Source organism: Agarivorans sp. Toyoura001 (assembly GCF_005405585.1).
In the GTDB taxonomy this organism is placed as follows: domain Bacteria; phylum Pseudomonadota; class Gammaproteobacteria; order Enterobacterales; family Celerinatantimonadaceae; genus Agarivorans.
The window spans coordinates 619,678-638,015 of the sequence record NZ_BJEQ01000001.1 but is presented as its reverse complement, the minus strand read 5'-3'; the positions used below and the strand labels follow the sequence as shown (position 1 = coordinate 638,015).

Here is an 18,338-nt window from a genome sequence, read left to right as displayed (position 1 = left end):
TTAGTTCGCTAACTGATTAAGCGCAGTAACTTAACTGCGCTTTTTTTATGGCTGTTGGTTGCTGAACATCGGCAGTCAATTTAGCAAAGCTTAAGTAGTGTTGGTGTTCTACGTAGGGGCCAAAAGGCGCAATAGCATGGTAACCATGTTTGAGATAAAACTTCACCGCGAGAGTATTGGCTTGTCGAGTGGCTAAATTTATTTGTTGGTAGCCAAAGGCCAAGGCGGTTTGTTCTAACTCCTGCAATACCAGTTTGCCAGCTCCCCGCTGGTGAGAGTAGACCCGCTTTATCTCACAAACACTGGGTTGTAAGTAACGAAACCCGCCACAAGCAATGGCTACACCATTGCGTTTAGCTAACAAGAATACTGCTTTGTCATCGTAAAACTCGCCTTCATCAAAGCGCTCAAAAGCGGGGTTTCCAGTTAATTTAAGCAAAGAAGCTGACAACGCATCGATTAATTCTCTACTTTGAAAACTCTTGGGATCTGCACGACAAATTTCTATCATTGTTTTATCAAAAATTTAATCATTACATACAATTAATTAATGCTAGTCTTACTAACGAATGTTGCAGCTTGGTTAAAACTAAATGATCTTTTCCTTACTTATCGGGCGGTTGATTGAGCTGTCATATTTGGTTTTGTTGGGTTTTTAATCTGTTAATGGTGGTTTGTTTGATTTAATCATCCATTTGTTTGCTTCTGTTTGCAGTAAAGTGCGTCGCAATTAAAGCTTGGGAGGATTTATGATAACAATTGAGTTGCTGGTGGTATTAGCGGCCATATTTTTAGGTGCACGTTTAGGTGGCATTGGTATTGGTTTTGCGGGTGGTTTAGGGGTATTGGTATTAACCCTAGGTTTAGGCATGACCCCGGGCACCATTCCTATTGAAGTGATCCTCATTATCATGTCGGTGATTGCGGCAATTGCAGCAATGCAGGTAGCCGGCGGTTTACAGTTTTTAGTGAATATTGCCGAACGGGTGTTACGCAGTAATCCTAAGCAAGTAACCTTTTTGGCGCCAATAGTGACCTATGTAATGACCTTGTTTGCCGGAACGGGACATACTGCATTCTCTACTTTACCTGTGATTGCCGAAGTGGCTAAAGAGCAGGGTATTCGCCCGTCTCGCCCTTTAAGTATTGCGGTAGTCGCCTCTCAAATTGCGATTACTGCTTCGCCTATTTCGGCGGCAGTAGTATTAATGAGCGGTATGCTTGAAGACAAAGGTGTGGGTTACATTAGCTTGCTGATGATCTGTATTCCTGCGACTTTCGCTGCTTGTATGGTAGGCGCTTTTGTTGCCCAATTTATGGGAAAAGAGTTGAAAGATGATCCTATCTATCAAGAGCGCTTAGCCCATGGTTTGGTGAGCAAACGTGAGAAAACAGCCGAGCAGTTACCGGCAAGTGCTAAGCGTTCGGTTATGATTTTCTTGGTGGCGATTGTTGCGGTTGTGTTTTACGCCACTGCGATTAGTGATGCTGTAGGCTTAATTGAAAACCCTACTTTGCCGCGTAACGAAGCGATTATGGTATTCATGCTAACCGCTGCGACTGCTATTGCGATGTTCTGTAAAGTAGATACTGGCGAAGTGGTTAACGCTGCTACTTTTAAATCGGGTATGAGTGCTTGTGTATGTGTGCTGGGTGTCGCTTGGTTGGGCGATACTTTTGTATCTGGTCATTTAGAAGAGATTAAAGCCTTATCGGGTGGTTTGTTAGAAGATCACCCTTGGATGCTGGCGCTTATTTTGTTCTTTGCTAGCATGCTTTTGTATTCTCAAGCCGCTACCACTGCAGCCTTAATGCCGTCGGCCTTTATGTTAGGGGTAAGCCCAGAAGCGGCAATTGCGTCTTTTGCAGCAGTTAGCGCACTGTTTGTATTGCCAACTTACCCAACCCTATTGGCGGCGGTAGAAATGGATGATACTGGTTCTACTCGTATTGGTAAGTGGGTATTTAATCATCCTTTCTTTGTACCAGGCGTGGCCACTATTACTAGCTCGGTTATTCTTGGCTTTATATTGGCAGGTATTATTTTATAAGCGCTTGGCTGTTTCCTAAGCAAGGCTTAGTAGAATGAACAATAACGCTCAATATGGTCTGACTATATTGGGCGTTTTGCTTTAAGACGATTAGATGCTTATTCGTTGAATAGTGGTGTTTCTTGAACCCGAGCTACGTTTATTAGGGTCATAAAAGGTTTCTACTATCTCAAACCCTGCCTTTCTCATCATGCCGCCAGAGGCGAGATTTTCTTCATGGCGCTCTATATATACTTTGCTACATTGTTGTAAACTCGCGAGGCGAACCGCCTCTTTAAGGAGCAGGCTACCGAGGCCTTTACCGCTTTGGCTCGCCGCAATTACCACATCGTTTATATAAGCAATGTTTGATAAGTCATCATATTGGTTTAGTTTTTCAGGACACGCCCGCTTAAAAATCAGAATCGCAAAACCCACAATTGCCTTATCTTCCAATAGAACAGCCACAGCATCTCCATTAACGATAAGCGTAAATTGTTGGTTGATGCTTTCTTCAGTGATGTAATTCCACAGGTTTGGTCCTTCAGTGAGTAATAGCTCTTTCATGGATTGAAAGTCGGTGTTCAGTAGCTCTCGAGAATGAATGTTCAAATGGTGGTACTCCGTGTAAAGCGCGGCTTATGCTGAAGCATTATCGCCCAGAGATACCCTAAAAAGTAGGGAATCATTGACTGAGGTGCGAGACTACCCTCAGTAACCTTCGCCGTTTTCACTAAGTGCTTGAGTCCGCTTAAAACTTGCTGCTTTTAGCTAATAAAACCGCTGAGATATTATCGGGCTCACTGCAACTGATTAGCAGATACCATATACTATTAAGTAACTATTAAAACTACCTTCTTTATTGAGTGAATAATGGAAGTTGAGCTACTCGAAATTCGAAACTTTATCAGCCAATACCCCCCCTTTGATGAGTTGCCCGAAGAAGCCCTCATTGAAGTGTCGAAGAGTGTCGAAATTTCTTACTACCGCGCTGGCAGTATGATTATTGAGTTTGGTGACAAAATACATGATCTGTTTATGATCCGTAGTGGTGTGGTGGAGATTTATCGTCGTAATGGCGAGCTGTATAACCGGCTTGACCAGGGCGGTGTCTTTGGTCAAATGGGGCTGTTAACCAGCAATAAAGTTCGTTTCCCTGCCAAGGCGATTAAAGATACGCTGTTGTATTGTATTCCAGAAAATATTTTTGAAGATTTTTGCGAACGTTACGATGTATTTGCCGATTTTGTGGAAGTAGAAGGCACTATTCGCTTGCAGCAGGCGGTTGAAGACAATAGTGATGACGCGAACTCGTTAACCACCTCAAAGGTTAAAACCATTCTTAGTGGCGAGCCTGTAATGCTAGCGTCCACTACGACTATTCAAGACGTTGCCACTACAATGGCTGAAGAGAATGTTTCTGCGGCGCTGATTCATGATCCAAACCTTACTGATGAAGGCGGTGACAGTTTTGTTGGCATTATTACCCAGCGCGACTTATGTGCCAAAGTGATAGCGCAAGGTTTAGACGTTGAAACCCAAGTAGTAGAGGTGATGTCTACCGAGCTAATATCTTTGGATCACAACGCTTATATTTTTGAAGCAATGCTGTTAATGCTTCGTTATAACGTGCACCACTTACCGATCCTAAAAAACAAGCAACCAATTGGTTTAATTGAAGTTAGCGATATTATTCGTTACGAATCTCAAAACAGTTTATTGATTGTAAGCAGCATTTTTCAGCAAAATAGCATCGATGATTTGGTGCTATTGTCGCATCAGCTAAAAGACTGTTTTGTACGAATGATTAACGAAGATGCCAACTCCCATATGGTGGGGCGGGCGATGTCGGAAATTGGCCGAAGCTTTAAACAGCGCTTGCTAGAGTTAGCAGAAGAAAAGCTAGGCCCGCCGCCAGTTCCCTATTGTTTCTTAGCATTAGGCTCTATGGCGCGAGATGAACAGCTGATCGTTACCGATCAAGACAATGCGATTATTCTCGACAACGAGTATCAAGAAGCTGAGCACGGCCAATATTTTGAAGAACTCGCTAAGTATGTGTGTGACGGCTTAGCTGCTTGTGGTTATACCTATTGCACCGGCGACATTATGGCCACTAATCCAGAGTATCGAAAAACCCAAAGCCAATGGGAAGAGTGTTTTGCAGATTGGATTGATAACCCTAATCCTCAGGCGCTGCTTAACTGCTCTATCTTCTTTGACCTTAACGGGGTGTATGGCAGGCCTAAATGGGCTGAGCAGCTCAATGCGTTTATTTTAAGAAAAGCCAAAAAGAACAACCGTTTCTTGGCATGTTTGGCCAGAAATGCCCTAAATCGAACACCACCGCTCGGTTTTTTTAAAGACTTTGTGATGGAGAAAGACGGGCGGCATAAAAACTCAATAAACTTAAAACGACGTGGTACTGCGCCTTTAGCCGATCTTATTCGAGTGCATGGGTTGGCGATTGGCTCTCAATCTCAGAACTCGTTTGACCGCTTGGAAGACATTATTGAAGCGGGAATTTTGCCGCCTTCAAAGGGTAAAGACCTACAGCATGCCATGGAGTTTATTTCTTTGGTGCGTATTCGACATCAAGCCTTAGACATAGAGTCTGACCAAGAGCCTGATAACAATATTGAGCCAGAGAACATGTCTGATTTTGAAAGGCGGAATCTAAAAGATGCCTTTTTGGTATTAAGCAGTGCGCAAAACTTTTTGAAGTTTCGCTACACCGCCAACAGCATGCAGCAGGGTAAATAATGCCCAATATTAACAATCAAGAAATCTTAAACTGGCAGGCCTTTTTAAAGATTAAGGCCGCGGAAAGCAAAGATAAGCGCTTAAGTCATTTTTATAATGCCAGTACTTATGATGCAGAAACCAAAGTTAGAGATATTGATTTTGTTGCTCTAGATTTTGAAACCACCGGTCTAGACGCCAAAAAGAATAGCATTATCAGTATTGGTTTAGTGCCATTTACCTTGCAGCGCATTGCTTGCAAAGAGGCTAAGCATTGGTTTGTAACGCCAGAAGATAAACTTCAAGAAGACTCAATTGTGATTCATGGTATTACCCACTCCGACTTGAAAGGTGCGCCTAGCTTGTTGCGTATTTTGGAGCAATTATTGGATGAGTTGGCCGGCAAAGTGGTGGTGGTGCATTACCGACGTATTGAGCGTGATTTTTTACACGCCACGCTGCGCGGATTAATTAACGAAGGGATTATTTTTCCCTTGGTGGATACCATGCAAATTGAAGCCGACATTCAAGCTGCACGGCCTAAAAAGGTGATTGACTGGTTTAAAAAGCCGCAAGCGGTATCAATTCGTTTAGGTAGCAGCCGAACACGTTATAACCTACCTACTTATCCTCCGCATGATGCATTAACCGACGCCATTGCCACGGCTGAGTTACTGCAAGCGCAAATTTACCATCATTTCAGCCCTGATACGCCCATCAATAAATTGTGGTTATAAAATCTGCTCTACAAAAGCTAGGCAATAAAAAAGCCGAGTGACCTAAGTCATTCGGCTTTTTTGTTTTCAATGGTTAATGATTAACCAAGGCGTTTCTCTGTGCGTAAACCCATTAACAAGCTGATACACATCACCAATAAAATAATGGTGAATGGCAAGGCCGTTGAAATGGCGCCGGCTTGTAAGGCTTGAATGGCTTCTGTGCCACCTACCCATACTAGAGCGGCAGCAATGGCACCTTCAATAGTGGCCCAAAATACTCGCTGAGGAACAGGCGCATCTACTTTACCACCAGAGGTAATGCTATCGATGACCAGTGAACCTGAGTCAGACGAGGTAACAAAGAACACCAACACCAATACCACGGCAAGCAGAGATAAAATGCTGCCCATTGGTAATGCATCAAACATTTGGAACATAGCCAGTGGTACTTCGGTTAGGCCATCAGCGCCTAGGGTACCTACTTTATTAACGATTTGATCAATCGCAACACCACCAAATACAGACATCCATAAAGTGGTTACTACCGTTGGAACGATAAGCACTGCAGTAACAAATTCACGAATTGTACGACCACGTGAGATACGTGCGATGAACATACCAACAAATGGGGACCATGAAATCCACCATGCCCAATAGAACACAGTCCAGCCGTGCATCCACGCTGAATCTTCACGACCAATTGGGTTACTCAGTGGAATAATGTTTTCTAGGTATCCCATTACCGTAGTAGGTACGGTGCCCATAGATACTGCAAATGTTACCAGAGCAACAAATACCACCAAGGCAAGTGCTAACACCATGTTGATGTTACTAATGACTTTAACGCCGCCGTCAATCCCACGAACAACCGATACTACTGCTAACAAGGTCACCAAGAAGATGATACCAATTTGCATCAGCAAGCCGTTGTCTAGGCCAAACACGTGGTGGAAGCCGCTGGCTGCTTGTTGAGCGCCAAGCCCTAGCGAGGTGGCTAAACCAAACAAAGTGGCAAGCACTGCTAATATGTCAACTACGTGCCCAGGCCAGCCCCACGTGCGGTCGCCTAAGATTGGGTAAAACACCGAGCGCATAGAAAGCGGCAAGCCTTTGTTGTAAGCAAAAAAGGCTAACGACAGTGATACCACACCATAAATGGCCCATGGGTGAAGCCCCCAGTGGAACATGGTGGCACCCAGTGCTAATTTTGCAGCTTCTGGCGTGTTGGCAGTCACATTAAGAGGGGTTTCGTACCAACCTGTAAAGTAGGCAACGGGTTCAGCAACTCCCCAAAACATTAGGCCAATGCCCATGCCTGCAGCAAATAGCATGGCTATCCACGACAGCATTGAGTAATCCGTTTTAGCTTCATCACCACCGAGGCGAATTTTGCCAAACGGAGAGACAATCATAGCCAAACAAAAAATGACAAAAATATTAGCAGACCACATAAATAGGCCGTCAAATGCGCCAATAATTTTCCACTTAATTCCGTCTAATGCGGCTTTGGATACTTCTGGGTCAACCAGTAATATAGCGATTAAAAATATGCTGATTAAAGAGGCGCTAATCCCAAAAACAGGGTTATGTACATCAAACCCCCATTTCTGAACATTATCCTGTCCTACGGTGTAATCAGTATTATCAATACTGTATTTATCTTTATTGGTATTCATTAATCCTCGTTTAGCACAACTTCCATGCGATTTTGTAAACGTAGTTTACTTTATTGGGCGATAACTTGCCGCCTATTCTGAAGACAATAAGAGCTGATATTACTGTCTAGATCATAGACAAGAAATTCTTGAGGGTAGGTTTTAATCAGGTATTAGAGCATTCAGTACGGCTATTTCGTTAGAGGAATTGCCTGTAAAGGCGCGATACTCATCGCTTGTCTAAGCCTGAACATTTAGCCTAAGTAGGCTTTGTGAAGGTTTAATGAAGTTTAATTGGAGTAAAACACTGCTAGGTTAATTGCTTAGGATAACAACAAAAGGCCTTAAGCTTATTTATCCTTATTGGCGATAATATCGCTAAGAGCATGTTCTGGCATATCTAATATCTCTACCAAAATAATAAATAGATCTGTGGGTAGGGTGCCTGCATACACCTTACTGCGCAGGTTGCCTTCTTTCATTTCTATATCGCGTTTGGCCAGTTCGTCTGACAAATATTTATACTGAACCCCTTTTAATTGCATCGCCGAACGAATATATCGCTTAATACTGTCCTTATAAGGCTGCAAGGCTTGTCGATTTCTAATACTCTGTTCTGGGTTCATTGCTCTTCGGGCGCTTATAATTTTTGATAACTTGCAACGAATGTTAGTAAACGTTGACACAAGAGTCAAACTTGCTATATTTGTTAGCTATAACTAACACATAAGGAAACGTTATGTCGTGGAATTCAGCATCACTTGAATTACTTGCTAAGGCTCATCCTGATTGGACAGTAGATAATGACGGTGGCTGTTTGTGTATCACCAATGATGAAGGCATTGATGCCTTTGCTTACATTGGCGAGCAACAAATGCTTATTGAAGTTGTGCTATTTGGCTGCGATGTCGTAACAGACAGTGCCAAACTGAATGCCTTGATTTTACGCTCTCATCACTTATTACCGTTATCGGCCATTGGCATTAAGCATATTGGTGATCAAGATTACTACATCGCATTTGGCGCCTTATCAACTAAGAGCCTAGATGAAGTAGTAATAGAAGAGATAGAAACGCTTTATTCAAATGTTAGTGAATTTGTCGAATTGTACAGCGAGTTTACCCAGTAGGAGAGAACAGTATGAGCTTGAAACGAATTTGGAACGCACTTCGAGGCGCAACCAATGAAGGCTTGGAAGCAGTGGCAGACAGCCAATCTATGCGTATCTTAGATCAAGAAATGCGCGATGCTAAATCAGAGCTTGAAGCCTGTGATCGCAACCTAACCACTATTATGGCTAAACGTAAGTTAGCGCAAACTAAAGTTGAAAGCTTAACGTCAGACATTGACACTTACACCAACCATGCGGTTGCAGCGAGTGAGAAAAATGATGAAGCTCTAGCCTTAGAATGTGCAGAGCGAGTAGCGAACTTAGAAGTGCAATTAGCCACTGAGCAAGAGATTTACAACAGCTACCTAAATACCGAAACTTCGCTTAAAGCGAATATTGCGACTGCTAAAGCTAGCGTTAAGCGTTTAGGTATTCAAATTGACCAAGTAAAGGCTACTGAGTCTTTGCAAAAAGCCCAAGTTGCCGGTTCTTCGCACCATGTAGGCGCTAACTCTAAAGTGAAAACGGCTTTAGATAGCCTAGAGCGAATTAAAGAAAAACAAGCGCTACGCAGCGCTGAATTGTCAGCAGCCGAAGAGTTAGCGGCTGAAGATAGCGGTAGCAGTTTAGACGCAAAATTGAAGCAAGCGGGCATTGAGTCTGGCGGTCAATCTTCAGGTAGTGATAAGCTTAAGCAGATACTGGCCCAAAAACAGGCAAAATAAGTGCTGCTTTATAAAGTGCGCCGAATATTTTCGGCGCTTTTTTTTCGTGCTAATGGCACCGCAATAGCTCTCTCGGTGCTATTTTACGTGCTAATTTCCTACTTCAGCTTAATGCTGGTAGGCGAGCATGACCTCATCAACAGTGAAACCTTTCTTTATTGGATGGTCGTTACCGCTTCTACAGTAGGTTACGGCGATTTTGGCCCGTCAACTCCCTTAGGGCGACTTATTGTTAGCTTGTGGGTAATCCCCATTGGCATCAGTATTTTTGCCATTGTGGTGACTAAAGCCGGATTTATCATCAACGACATCTACACCAAAGGAGCGCGAGGCCATCGCATGCTGAAACTATCAAATCATACCGTTATTATTGGTTGGAATGGCAATAGAACACTGCGTTTAATTGAGTTGCTTAAGGCGTCTACCAATGGCTCTTCAGACTCAATTCTATTGTGTGTAGATAGCGAGATAGAAAATCCCTTACCCGGGCAAATAGAGTTTGCTCAGGTTGATTCATATTCTCATGCAGAAACAATGGCGCGGACTAATTTGGCGGAAGCCAGCCGAATTATTATCGATACCGATCAAGACGATGTCACGCTAACCTGTGCATTGTATTGCGCCAAACTTAACCCTAGTTGCCACAAAACCGCGTATTTGCAAGACCAAACCGTTGCCGACTTATTGCGCAGCCATTGTCCTAAAGTAGAAGTTATTCCCTCGGTAACGGTTGAGATGCTGGCGCGTTCGGCAATGGATCCTGGCTCTGCGCAAGTTCATCAGCAGCTGTTGGATACCACCCATGGTATGACCCAATATTCGGTACAGTATTCAGGCTCTGCCTCAATTGAGTTTGCCGCTGTATTTCGTCACTTTAAAGAAAATTTACAAGCCACTATTATCGGTTTTAAAGCTGCCGGAGATAGCCAGCTACAGTTAAATCCCAGTTTAGATACTCAGCTACATCAGGCCGACTCGTTGTATTACATTGCCGAGCGGCGCTTAAGTGACGCTGAGTGTTTTAACTTCAACAATGGATAAACATCATGTTTAAGTCTTTGTTTAAAAGAAATAAACCCGAAACAGATAAGTATGCGGGAACACCCAATGTGATGGGGCTTAAGTTAGGCGGAAGCTTTGAGCTAGACGCCTTAGCGCTTAGGTTAGTGATGGCTGATATGGTAGTGAGCAAAGTAGCCGCTACGCAAATTATTCAGGCTGCCGGCATTGTTGATTTAGACGGTACCACCTTGTACCGTTTCTACACCGACGACGAAGGTTTCTTGCAGGTTGTGGCAAATGGTAGCGGCGAAGAAGACGTAGTTGATGTGAAAATGTTCCACTACTACGATACCTTAGACATTGCCAATCAAGCTGAGTGGGACCAGCTGCTAAACAGCAAAATAGGCGCCAGTAGTTACCAGCTAGAAGGGCATACCTACCACCGCGTATGGACATCTACCACTGAGTACCACAACCCGGTACACATGGAAGAGAAAACCTACCAAGACAACACGGATTTTTCTACTACCGACCAATTCACCATGCTGTTTGAGCGAGAGCTAGATAATGGTGAAATGGAATCGTTATTTTTGTCTGCCGAAGAAGTGGTGAATAACAATGCGCTAGAGCGCTGTTTAGTTATTAGCACTGGCATGACCGTATCATCAACCCAAATTACTATTCACGGATAAAGGACCAGAAAATGGAACAGTCTGAATTACTTATGGCCGTTGCAAACTTTGCAATTTACTTTGCTGCATCAATTGTTTTCTTAATGCTATTTAAAGTGATTTATGTGCGAGTGACGCCACATGATGAGTGGGAGTTAATTAAGGAAGGCAAAAATACCAGTGCGGCGATTGCCTTTGGTGGCGCAGTATTGGGCTTTGCATTGGCATTAGCTGGCGCAGCCAGTAACTCCATCTCATTTGTTGATTTTACCTTATGGGGCGCAATTGCTTTAATCGCACAAATTGCCGCGTTTGTCATTGTTCGTTTTGTCTTTATCCCTGGCATTGTGTCGCGCATTGAAGCCAACGAAGTGAGTGCCGGTATTATGCTAGCCGCTACCAGTGTGTCGGTAGGTATGTTAAATGCAGCCTGCATGACCTACTAGGAGGCCTTATGAAACGTTCTAAGTTTATAAACTTAGCCGCAATGCGTAAGCTGCCCGCGGCTAGGCCTTCGTTTATTGTTAAACCTTTGGTGGTTGCGGTATCTACCGCGATACTGAGCGCTTGTTCAGAACCTCAAGACGATGCCATTGTTATTGAATCGGTAGATGACTGTGTCACTAAAACCACACTCAACGAACAGCAGTGTGTAGCGGTTTATCAAAATGCTGAGGCCGAAGCGGCTCGCACCGCGCCTAAATACAATAGCCGTCAAGACTGTGAAGAAGCCTTTGGTTATGAAGGTTGTCGTGCCAGCAGCAACGGCATTTTTACGCCAATTATGTACGGTTACTTATTTGGCCGAATGATGGATACCAACCGTCCTTCGTCGGTGTATAAATACAATCAACGTGGCTCGTCGTACCGTGATTCTATTATTACCGCCGATGGTTCGGTGATTGGTAAAGCCGGGCAGCGCAACTACAAAGTTAGTCAGTCGGCTTACAAACCTAAAGCTACAGTAAGCCGCACAGTATCGCGTGGCGGCTTTGGTGCTAAGGCCTCTGCCAAGTCATCTTGGGGCGGCTCTAAATCTAGCTGGGGCGGTTAAACGTGCTACGAGTACCGATAAAAGAACGACTCAATTGGCAAGAGCAAGCCAAAGAATATGGCTTTAATTATCACACCATGTACGGTGACAAGTACTGGGATGAGTCGGCCTATTATCAGTTTAGCCTAGAGCAAATCGAAAACGGCATAGAAGCGCCCACCGAAGAAATCCACCAAATGTGTTTAGAAGTGGTGGATAAAGTGGTGCGTGACGAACAGCTAATGCGCCGCTTTTGTATTCCTGAAAAACACTGGGATTTTGTGCGTCAATCATGGCTCAACGGCGAACCTTGTTTATATTCGCGTTTAGACTTTTGCTACGACGGCAAGGGCGACGCTAAGTTATATGAGAATAATGCCGACACGCCTACCTCGGTATACGAAAGTGGCTTTTGGCAATGGTTATGGCTAAAAGACAATGTAGACCAAGGCGTGCTTAACCCCGCCAGTGATCAGTTTAATAGCTTGCAAGAAAAGCTGGTTAATCGCTTTAGCGATTTGCAGTACCTCACCCCCGGCAGAGAGCTACATTTTGCCTGCTGTAAAGATACCGACGAAGATCGCGGCACCGTACAATACATGGAAGACTGTGCCAAAGCGGCCGGCTTAGATACCAAGTTTGTATTTGTTGAAGACATTGGCATCGACGCTGAACAACGCTTTACCAACCTAAACGATGAAGTCATTACCTGGATGTTTAAGCTTTATCCATGGGAGTTTATGTTTGATGAAGAGTTTGGCGATAGTTTAGGCCAGCAAAATACTCGTTGGTTAGAGCCCGCTTGGAAAAGCATTATTTCTAACAAAGCCTTGCTGCCAATGTTGTGGAAAATGTTTCCTAATCATCCCAACTTATTGCCATCATTTTTTGAAGACCAACTTTCGCAAGCCAACTTTAGTGCTGGCATTGTAAAGAAACCAATATTCTCGCGAGAAGGTGCCAATATCTCGATATTGCGCGGCGAAGAGAAAATAGCCAATACCCACGGCCCTTACGGTGAAGAAGGCTACATATACCAAGCCCTGCATGAGCTACCACGCTATGGCGATAACTTTACCCTAATCGGCAGTTGGCTGGTGGACGACCAAGCAGCAGGGATATCTATTCGTGAAGACAGTAGCTTGGTAACCCAAGATATGAGCCGCTATCTACCGCATATTATTTTGTAGGATATTATTCAGGTTCTAGCAGTACTATATAGAAAAGGGAAATCCATTTCCGGTCTCTTGCTACTTATCTATATTGTTATTGGTGCTGCAGTCTCTGTTTGCTCTTGCGAATTTTTGCCCATTTACATCGATCACATGGAAATCGGGATGTCGTCCAGCATTGATTTCTTTTACTAGCTTAGAGCGAGACACTACTCCGCGACCACGAATTGTATAGGATTGGTTTTCACCATTAGTGCCATCTTTGTTACCATTAATGTTCTTAGCCATATTTCATCCTCATTGTATTGTGGGGTAACCACTACTTGATTATAAAACATCCACTCACCTCTGCCTATTGATTTTTTATTTTTAATCGCTAGTGGCTATTGAATGGTTTGTTTCATTTGCTTCAAGCCTGCTACAATACTTGCCTTATTTGATTGAGTGCGCCGTATTTGGCGACAATTGAACCTCACTTTTTTACTATCTGAAGGAAGGGCGAATGCGTTTAGTATCATGGAACGTGAATGGCATTAGAGCGGTGATGAAGAAGGAATTCTTGGCATCGCTAGAATCAATGCAAACCGATGTATTGTGTTTACAAGAAACCAAAGCTCAGGATGACCAAGTGCTAGAAGCATTAGCTGCACTAGAGGGTTACCACATCTACAGTAATTCAGCGGTAAAAAAGGGCTACTCTGGCACAGCCATTCTTACTAAAGAAAAACCGCTGAGTGTTGAGTACGATATGGGCATTGAAGAGCACGACCAAGAAGGTCGAGTGATTGCCGCAGAATACGAGCAGTTTATTTTAGTTACTGTATACACGCCTAACTCTGGCAGTCAGTTAAAACGTTTAGAGTATCGCCAACAGTGGGATGCAGACTTCTTGGTTTACTTGAAAGGTTTAGAAGCACGTAAGCCGGTATTTGTGTGTGGTGACTTAAACGTAGCCCATAAAGATATTGATTTGGCTCGACCAAAGCCTAATTACAACAAAAGTGCTGGTTATACTCAGGCCGAGATTGATGGCATTGATAACTTAACGGCAGCAGGCTTTGTAGATACCTTCCGTTTGAAGAAACAAGATGAAGTTAAATACAGTTGGTGGAGTTACCGCGCGGGTGCGCGTGGGCGTAACATTGGCTGGAGAATTGATTACTTCTTGGTGAGTGAAGCTTTTGCTGACAAAGTGAGCGATGCAGACATTCTTAATGATGTAATGGGTTCAGATCACTGTCCAGTGCAGGTGGATGTGGCGCTTTAAGCTAATAGAGAGATTTACTAAAGGCTGCTCGGTATATTGAGCAGCCTTTTTTTATGGCTGACTAATCGGTGTTCGCCAGTTATTAGCCGAGCATTTGGCTCGTATTCAGGGTGAGCAAGTTCTGGTTGGCTTTTACTGATTTGCTTAAAGCAGCCCAGGTTTTTGCATGCTCAGTTCTTGTTCACTTTGTATTGCTCTCATTGTCATGTTTACTCAGTGATTTATTGCTGAGCGCGCTGTCTATTTGCTTAAAGTACTCATTGCCTGCTTTCATATCATCGTAGTTGGGTAGGCCATGCCTGTCTCTCCAATCACAGCTGCGCTTTACTTGTGCTAACCATAATCGAGTTTGCTGATATTGGTCGTCTACATAAGTTTGCTCTTGGGTTGATAGCGCCGAGCGCTGCGTAAAGTGCTGCTCCAAAACACTATTAACAGCCAAAGAGCGACGCAATTGAGTAAGCCAAGAAAAATTGCAGCGGTGTAGCGCGCTGGGGGCGGAGTCTTCTAGTAATGGCTCACCCTTTAACTCGCTTTCAACAATTATGCTGCTTAACGTGAGCGTTTCTAAATGATGCATTTTAACCGATGCTTCAGCCAATAACTGATAGCGTAAAGGCCCTTTTTCTATAAACAAGGGGTAGTAATTAAAGGCATGACCGGCCATTAGCCAGCTAGCCTCTACTTGGCTTTCTGCTGCTAGGGTAAACTGCCCATTGGTATCTGATTCAACCGCTTTTTCAGGATACTTGCGGTGATAAATGTTGCTCTTTGCTAAGGGGAAGAATTGCGCGCTTGCTCCATTTTTTAGCACCACCACCTGTCCCTTTACCTCTGGAGTAAGATAAACCGTTTGTACGCTAGGAGCACAGCCGTTCAACAACCAAGCTAAACCGACAAATGATAGGATTTTTGCTAACAAGGCAGGTATTAACGCTAATTGGGTCATTCGCATTGCTTACTCCCTAATAGTCATCTTAAATGACTAGTTATATCAGATGGCTAAATAAAGCGCTTCCACAATTGCCGCTTTGGATGAAAACTGTGAACAGTTCAAATTTCCATTACTGCTTTAGCTCTCTGTGGTGAAATGGTTTGAACTTAAGGTAAGATGAAACCCGCCATTTTTACTTAGTAAACTGCCATGATAAAGCTCATTCCTGACCCTAAAAGCTACGATATAGTGCCGCCCGACATGGACTATCGCTATTTTAATGATGCGTCTGCACATCCCTTTGAGGCCAGTAATACTGAGTTTTCTAAAGTTAATGCTTGGTGGTTGGCCGATTGCTCGTTGTTGGCCTATACCCACCCAGGTTTTGCGCGAATGGCCTATCAATTGGCGGGCTTTAATCAGTTTAGTTTTTTCCAAGGTAAAGGCACAGAGTGCATGGCGGCTGGTAACCAAAAGGCACTAATTATTAGTTTTCGCGGTACTGAATTGAAGTCGCTATCGGCATTGTATGAATTGCGAAGTGATTTAGATGCATTGCCTACTCGATTTAGTGAAGGTGGCAAAGTGCATACCGGTTTTCAAAAAGCCTTAGATGAAATCTGGGATGGCGAGCAAGGCTTAGCAGCCTTTATTGAACAACAAATTGCCGAGTATCCAGAACGGCCGATTTGGATGACTGGGCATAGCTTAGGAGGCGCTTTGGCGACCTTGTGTTTTGCCAAAATAACCCAAGCCACCGGTTTGTACATTTATGGCGCGCCGCGACTAGGAGACAGCGACTTTACCCACTTACTTAAGCAGCGACCGGTGTGGCGAGTAGAGCATGCGCGTGATCCTATTCCAATGTTGCCGCCGAACGTACCTGCTATTAAGTTTTGTTTTGAAGATACTGGCGAGCTGGTTTACATCCACAGTGATCAGCGTATTGATTACCAACGGCCAGAGATGAGTTCGGAACAATATAAGGAACTGATTGTAAGTACTTTTCAGGCCCAAGAAGCACGCCGTAAAAGCCTGAGCATAGACCTAGCAGAAATAAACCAGCACCTTTTGGATTCTTTTAAAGAATGGCGTGACAATCTTAAGCGTTTGCATGGTGATACCTCCATAAGCTTTACCGATCATATGCCGATTTATTACTGCTTAAAACTATGGAATAGCTTGCAGGGCGAGCAGGCGGCTGGTGTTTTGGCTGATGCATCCTCAAAACCGAGTGCTTGAGCTTGAAAGTCTTAGCTGAAAAGCACCAACGCCTATTACCGTAGTTGTTTGAACATGGGCGGGGGCCCTTTAAACACTGATTCTACTTATTGATAACCTAAAAGCTGTTGACTGTTTTGAGTTTGGGCATGATTTGGAATGTAACAAATAGGTCTTTAATGACGGGGTTTTGTTCCAGCATTCGTGTTTAATTTCACGAAGAATATGATTAAAACATGCTAGCATCTCTGCCATTCCAGTGCCGAGAATGCGCTAAGCCTCTTTGCCATCGTAAACGTGAAAGAGAATAATCAGGTTTTAAATTTGTATGGACATTAACAACTATCAATTGTCGTTTTCTTCTTTAGGGATGTTTAGAAAACTTTTTCTTATCGCTTGCTGGGCTATCGTAGCGATACTCAGTTTAGGTTGTGCAGTTTGGCTTTTCTTCCCGAATATAATGGGAGAAGAATTAGGCTTTTCTATTTCCTATTTGTTGGTTATGACAGCCGGCGCTATGTCGTATGTATATTGGATTCACAGCGCTATTGCTAAAAGGAAAACTGGCCAGCTATTGGCACTTATCGGTATTCAAATTATTCCATTTTTAAACCCAATTACTGCCTTAGTATTTATTGCCGTTTACCGCTTGAGCAAGCAAGAAATAGAGCTTAACCAACAGTATCAATTACTGCAGAAAACAGCATAGCCGTGTGCTTTTATTCTGGCTGAAGGCCAGTTGTTTGCTGCTGATTAAGCAATAAAAAACCGCAGGCTAGCCTGCGGTTTTTTATCGTTCTAAGACGTTTGAGCGTGGCTTACTTAACTCGGCACAAAAAGCCTTTTAGGTAGTGGCCTTCTGGGTAGGGGCCGCCTACGGGGTGATCTTCCGCTTGCTCTAGGGTTTTCAAAAATTGCATTTCTCGTTTGGCATCAATGGCTGCATCGGCCACGATTTTTTGGAACAAGCTAGTTGGCATAAGGCCAGAACACGAGTACGTGAGTAATATTCCACCCGGACGAAGCATTTGCATGGCCAGCATGTTGATGTCTTTGTAACCACGGCTAGCGCGGTTTAAGCTGGCTTTACTGTCAACAAATTTTGGTGGGTCTAGCACTATCATGTCGAATTGCTCGTCACAGTCGCGGTAAGCGCGCAGCTGCTTAAATACATCAGCATTTAACTGAGTAATCTTGTTTGCATCTAAACCATTTAGCTCAACATTTTGATTGGCAATCTCTAAGGCCGCATCAGACACGTCAATGTTTACTACTTTTTTCGCGCCGCCAGCTAAGGCATAGGTGCCAAAACCACCAGTGTAACAAAAGCAGTTGAGGATCTTTTTGCCCTTGGCCAGTTGGCCAACTAGTTTGCGGTTATTACGCTGATCAAGGTAGTAACCGGTTTTGTGACCAGTTTCTACGTTAATTAACAAGCGCAGGCCGTTTTCTTCTATTTCCATCGGTTGAGCTGGAAGCTCACCATGAATGAGACCTTGGGTTTGTTCTAGGCCTTCTTTTTTGCGCACAGCTACATCTGAACGTTCGTAAATAACATCGTCTGGGAAGCAGTGTTTTAGGGCCTCTACTAAGTTAGCGCGTTGAAACTCTGCGCCAGCGCTTAATAGCTGCAAAACCAATACATTGGCATAGCGGTCAATAGTAATACCCGGTAAGCCATCGTTTTCGCCAGCGACTAAGCGGTAAGCATTGGTATCGGCAAATTCTGGCAAAATGCTACGAGCAGCATCGGCATCTTGTAAGCGCTGAATAAAGTACTGCTTATCAATTTGTTGCTGTTGATCAAAGCTCCATACTCGTGCGCGAATTTGAGAATCAGGCGAGTAAGCGGCGGTGGCTAAGTATTTCCCCTCAGCACTGTATACTTCAACCGTTTCACCGGAGAGCGGCTTGCCCGACACTTTATGAATGCCGTTAGAGAAAATCCACGGATGGCGACGCAACAATGCTTTGTCGCGTTTGGCTTTAAGGGTAATGATGCCGCTCATGTTTTGCTTCCTAATTGGTAATGCCGCGCATTATAAGCGTCTTGCTT

General features: G+C 43.9%; 20 protein-coding genes. 13 read left to right on the top strand and 7 right to left on the bottom strand.

Annotation, left to right across the window (positions count from 1 at the left end):
• Nucleotides 1-16 precede the first annotated feature (16 nt).
• Complete coding sequence (locus FFR00_RS02975; protein ID WP_137671866.1) at nt 17-511, bottom strand: GNAT family N-acetyltransferase; 495 nt, start codon at nt 509-511, stop codon at nt 17-19.
• 238 nt (nt 512-749) lie between these two features.
• Here FFR00_RS02975 and FFR00_RS02970 point away from each other — a divergent pair, with 238 nt between their 5' ends.
• Nucleotides 750-2,051: an anaerobic C4-dicarboxylate transporter gene (locus FFR00_RS02970; protein WP_137671865.1), complete on the top strand. Its 1,302-nt coding sequence runs from the start codon at nt 750-752 to the stop codon at nt 2,049-2,051.
• A gap of 90 nt (nt 2,052-2,141) precedes the next feature.
• Here the strand turns inward: FFR00_RS02970 and FFR00_RS02965 are convergent, their stop codons facing one another.
• Complete coding sequence (locus FFR00_RS02965) at nt 2,142-2,642, bottom strand: GNAT family N-acetyltransferase (RefSeq protein WP_137671864.1); 501 nt, start codon at nt 2,640-2,642, stop codon at nt 2,142-2,144.
• A gap of 261 nt (nt 2,643-2,903) precedes the next feature.
• Here FFR00_RS02965 and FFR00_RS02960 point away from each other — a divergent pair, with 261 nt between their 5' ends.
• Together FFR00_RS02960 and FFR00_RS02955 are read left to right on the top strand one after the other, a co-directional pair.
• Entirely contained in the window at nt 2,904-4,793 is a 1,890-nt protein-coding gene (locus FFR00_RS02960) for a DUF294 nucleotidyltransferase-like domain-containing protein (protein ID WP_137671863.1), read from the top strand.
• On the top strand, nt 4,793-5,509 hold the full coding sequence (locus FFR00_RS02955) for a 3'-5' exonuclease (RefSeq protein ID WP_137671862.1): 717 nt from the start codon (nt 4,793-4,795) through the stop codon (nt 5,507-5,509). The genes FFR00_RS02960 and FFR00_RS02955 overlap by 1 nt, the downstream gene beginning before the upstream one ends.
• Nucleotides 5,510-5,589: 80 nt before the next feature.
• Here FFR00_RS02955 and FFR00_RS02950 read toward each other — a convergent pair whose 3' ends face one another.
• Nucleotides 5,590-7,167, bottom strand: a complete 1,578-nt coding sequence (locus FFR00_RS02950; protein WP_137671861.1) for a BCCT family transporter — start codon at nt 7,165-7,167, stop codon at nt 5,590-5,592.
• 329 nt (nt 7,168-7,496) lie between these two features.
• On the bottom strand, nt 7,497-7,772 hold the full coding sequence (locus FFR00_RS02945; protein ID WP_137671860.1) for a DUF6471 domain-containing protein: 276 nt from the start codon (nt 7,770-7,772) through the stop codon (nt 7,497-7,499).
• 113 nt (nt 7,773-7,885) lie between these two features.
• On the opposite strand from FFR00_RS02945, the gene FFR00_RS02940 reads away from it, so the two are divergent.
• The 7 genes from FFR00_RS02940 (at nt 7,886) to FFR00_RS02910 (ending at nt 12,878) form a co-directional block, all read left to right on the top strand.
• Nucleotides 7,886-8,275 carry a DUF2170 family protein gene (locus FFR00_RS02940; protein ID WP_137671859.1) on the top strand — a complete coding sequence of 130 codons (390 nt, stop codon included), beginning with the start codon at nt 7,886-7,888 and terminating at the stop codon, nt 8,273-8,275.
• Between the two features lie 11 nt (nt 8,276-8,286).
• On the top strand, nt 8,287-8,982 hold the full coding sequence (locus FFR00_RS02935) for a PspA/IM30 family protein (RefSeq protein ID WP_137671858.1): 696 nt from the start codon (nt 8,287-8,289) through the stop codon (nt 8,980-8,982).
• Nucleotides 8,983-9,069: 87 nt separating this feature from the next.
• Nucleotides 9,070-10,023 carry an ion channel gene (locus tag FFR00_RS02930; RefSeq protein WP_201798672.1) on the top strand — a complete coding sequence of 318 codons (954 nt, stop codon included), beginning with the start codon at nt 9,070-9,072 and terminating at the stop codon, nt 10,021-10,023.
• 5 nt (nt 10,024-10,028) lie between these two features.
• Nucleotides 10,029-10,676 (top strand): YjfK family protein, encoded by a 648-nt coding sequence (locus FFR00_RS02925; protein ID WP_137671856.1) that lies wholly within the window; start codon nt 10,029-10,031, stop codon nt 10,674-10,676.
• Nucleotides 10,677-10,687: 11 nt separating this feature from the next.
• On the top strand, nt 10,688-11,101 hold the full coding sequence (locus FFR00_RS02920; RefSeq protein ID WP_137671855.1) for a DUF350 domain-containing protein: 414 nt from the start codon (nt 10,688-10,690) through the stop codon (nt 11,099-11,101).
• 8 nt (nt 11,102-11,109) lie between these two features.
• Nucleotides 11,110-11,709 (top strand): DUF1190 domain-containing protein, encoded by a 600-nt coding sequence (locus FFR00_RS02915; RefSeq protein ID WP_137671854.1) that lies wholly within the window; start codon nt 11,110-11,112, stop codon nt 11,707-11,709.
• 2 nt (nt 11,710-11,711) lie between these two features.
• Complete coding sequence (locus FFR00_RS02910; RefSeq protein WP_137671853.1) at nt 11,712-12,878, top strand: glutathionylspermidine synthase family protein; 1,167 nt, start codon at nt 11,712-11,714, stop codon at nt 12,876-12,878.
• Nucleotides 12,879-12,938: 60 nt separating this feature from the next.
• On the opposite strand, the gene FFR00_RS02905 is transcribed toward FFR00_RS02910, so the two are convergent.
• Complete coding sequence (locus tag FFR00_RS02905; RefSeq protein ID WP_137671852.1) at nt 12,939-13,148, bottom strand: DUF3892 domain-containing protein; 210 nt, start codon at nt 13,146-13,148, stop codon at nt 12,939-12,941.
• A 214-nt stretch (nt 13,149-13,362) separates the two neighbouring features.
• Between FFR00_RS02905 and FFR00_RS02900 the strand changes: the two genes are divergently transcribed.
• Nucleotides 13,363-14,127, top strand: a complete 765-nt coding sequence (locus tag FFR00_RS02900; RefSeq protein WP_137671851.1) for an exodeoxyribonuclease III — start codon at nt 13,363-13,365, stop codon at nt 14,125-14,127.
• 181 nt (nt 14,128-14,308) lie between these two features.
• Here FFR00_RS02900 and FFR00_RS02895 read toward each other — a convergent pair whose 3' ends face one another.
• Nucleotides 14,309-15,082, bottom strand: a complete 774-nt coding sequence (locus FFR00_RS02895; RefSeq protein WP_137671850.1) for a hypothetical protein — start codon at nt 15,080-15,082, stop codon at nt 14,309-14,311.
• A gap of 189 nt (nt 15,083-15,271) precedes the next feature.
• On the opposite strand from FFR00_RS02895, the gene FFR00_RS02890 reads away from it, so the two are divergent.
• Both FFR00_RS02890 and FFR00_RS02885 read left to right on the top strand, forming a co-directional pair.
• A complete protein-coding gene (locus tag FFR00_RS02890) occupies nt 15,272-16,303 on the top strand; it encodes a lipase family protein (RefSeq protein ID WP_137671849.1) in 1,032 nt (343 codons plus the stop codon).
• A 307-nt stretch (nt 16,304-16,610) separates the two neighbouring features.
• On the top strand, nt 16,611-16,991 hold the full coding sequence (locus FFR00_RS02885) for a hypothetical protein (RefSeq protein WP_137671848.1): 381 nt from the start codon (nt 16,611-16,613) through the stop codon (nt 16,989-16,991).
• Nucleotides 16,992-17,100: 109 nt separating this feature from the next.
• On the opposite strand, the gene FFR00_RS02880 is transcribed toward FFR00_RS02885, so the two are convergent.
• Complete coding sequence (locus FFR00_RS02880; protein WP_137671847.1) at nt 17,101-18,291, bottom strand: class I SAM-dependent methyltransferase; 1,191 nt, start codon at nt 18,289-18,291, stop codon at nt 17,101-17,103.
• Nucleotides 18,292-18,338 lie beyond the last annotated feature (47 nt).

What these genes read in the sequence shown, in the direction of transcription:
- FFR00_RS02915 (WP_137671854.1), top strand. Translation starts at nt 11,110, where the DNA reads ATGAAACGTTCTAAGTTTATAAACTTAGCCGCAATGCGTAAGCTGCCC.
- FFR00_RS02920 (WP_137671855.1), top strand. Translation starts at nt 10,688, where the DNA reads ATGGAACAGTCTGAATTACTTATGGCCGTTGCAAACTTTGCAATTTAC.
- FFR00_RS02905 (WP_137671852.1), bottom strand. Translation starts at nt 13,148, where the DNA reads ATGGCTAAGAACATTAATGGTAACAAAGATGGCACTAATGGTGAAAAC.
- FFR00_RS02890 (WP_137671849.1), top strand. Translation starts at nt 15,272, where the DNA reads ATGATAAAGCTCATTCCTGACCCTAAAAGCTACGATATAGTGCCGCCC.
- FFR00_RS02900 (WP_137671851.1), top strand. Translation starts at nt 13,363, where the DNA reads ATGCGTTTAGTATCATGGAACGTGAATGGCATTAGAGCGGTGATGAAG.
- FFR00_RS02950 (WP_137671861.1), bottom strand. Translation starts at nt 7,167, where the DNA reads ATGAATACCAATAAAGATAAATACAGTATTGATAATACTGATTACACC.
- FFR00_RS02960 (WP_137671863.1), top strand. Translation starts at nt 2,904, where the DNA reads ATGGAAGTTGAGCTACTCGAAATTCGAAACTTTATCAGCCAATACCCC.
- FFR00_RS02885 (WP_137671848.1), top strand. Translation starts at nt 16,611, where the DNA reads ATGGACATTAACAACTATCAATTGTCGTTTTCTTCTTTAGGGATGTTT.
- FFR00_RS02935 (WP_137671858.1), top strand. Translation starts at nt 8,287, where the DNA reads ATGAGCTTGAAACGAATTTGGAACGCACTTCGAGGCGCAACCAATGAA.
- FFR00_RS02925 (WP_137671856.1), top strand. Translation starts at nt 10,029, where the DNA reads ATGTTTAAGTCTTTGTTTAAAAGAAATAAACCCGAAACAGATAAGTAT.
- FFR00_RS02945 (WP_137671860.1), bottom strand. Translation starts at nt 7,772, where the DNA reads ATGAACCCAGAACAGAGTATTAGAAATCGACAAGCCTTGCAGCCTTAT.
- FFR00_RS02880 (WP_137671847.1), bottom strand. Translation starts at nt 18,291, where the DNA reads ATGAGCGGCATCATTACCCTTAAAGCCAAACGCGACAAAGCATTGTTG.
- FFR00_RS02975 (WP_137671866.1), bottom strand. Translation starts at nt 511, where the DNA reads ATGATAGAAATTTGTCGTGCAGATCCCAAGAGTTTTCAAAGTAGAGAA.
- FFR00_RS02940 (WP_137671859.1), top strand. Translation starts at nt 7,886, where the DNA reads ATGTCGTGGAATTCAGCATCACTTGAATTACTTGCTAAGGCTCATCCT.
- FFR00_RS02955 (WP_137671862.1), top strand. Translation starts at nt 4,793, where the DNA reads ATGCCCAATATTAACAATCAAGAAATCTTAAACTGGCAGGCCTTTTTA.
- FFR00_RS02895 (WP_137671850.1), bottom strand. Translation starts at nt 15,082, where the DNA reads ATGCGAATGACCCAATTAGCGTTAATACCTGCCTTGTTAGCAAAAATC.
- FFR00_RS02970 (WP_137671865.1), top strand. Translation starts at nt 750, where the DNA reads ATGATAACAATTGAGTTGCTGGTGGTATTAGCGGCCATATTTTTAGGT.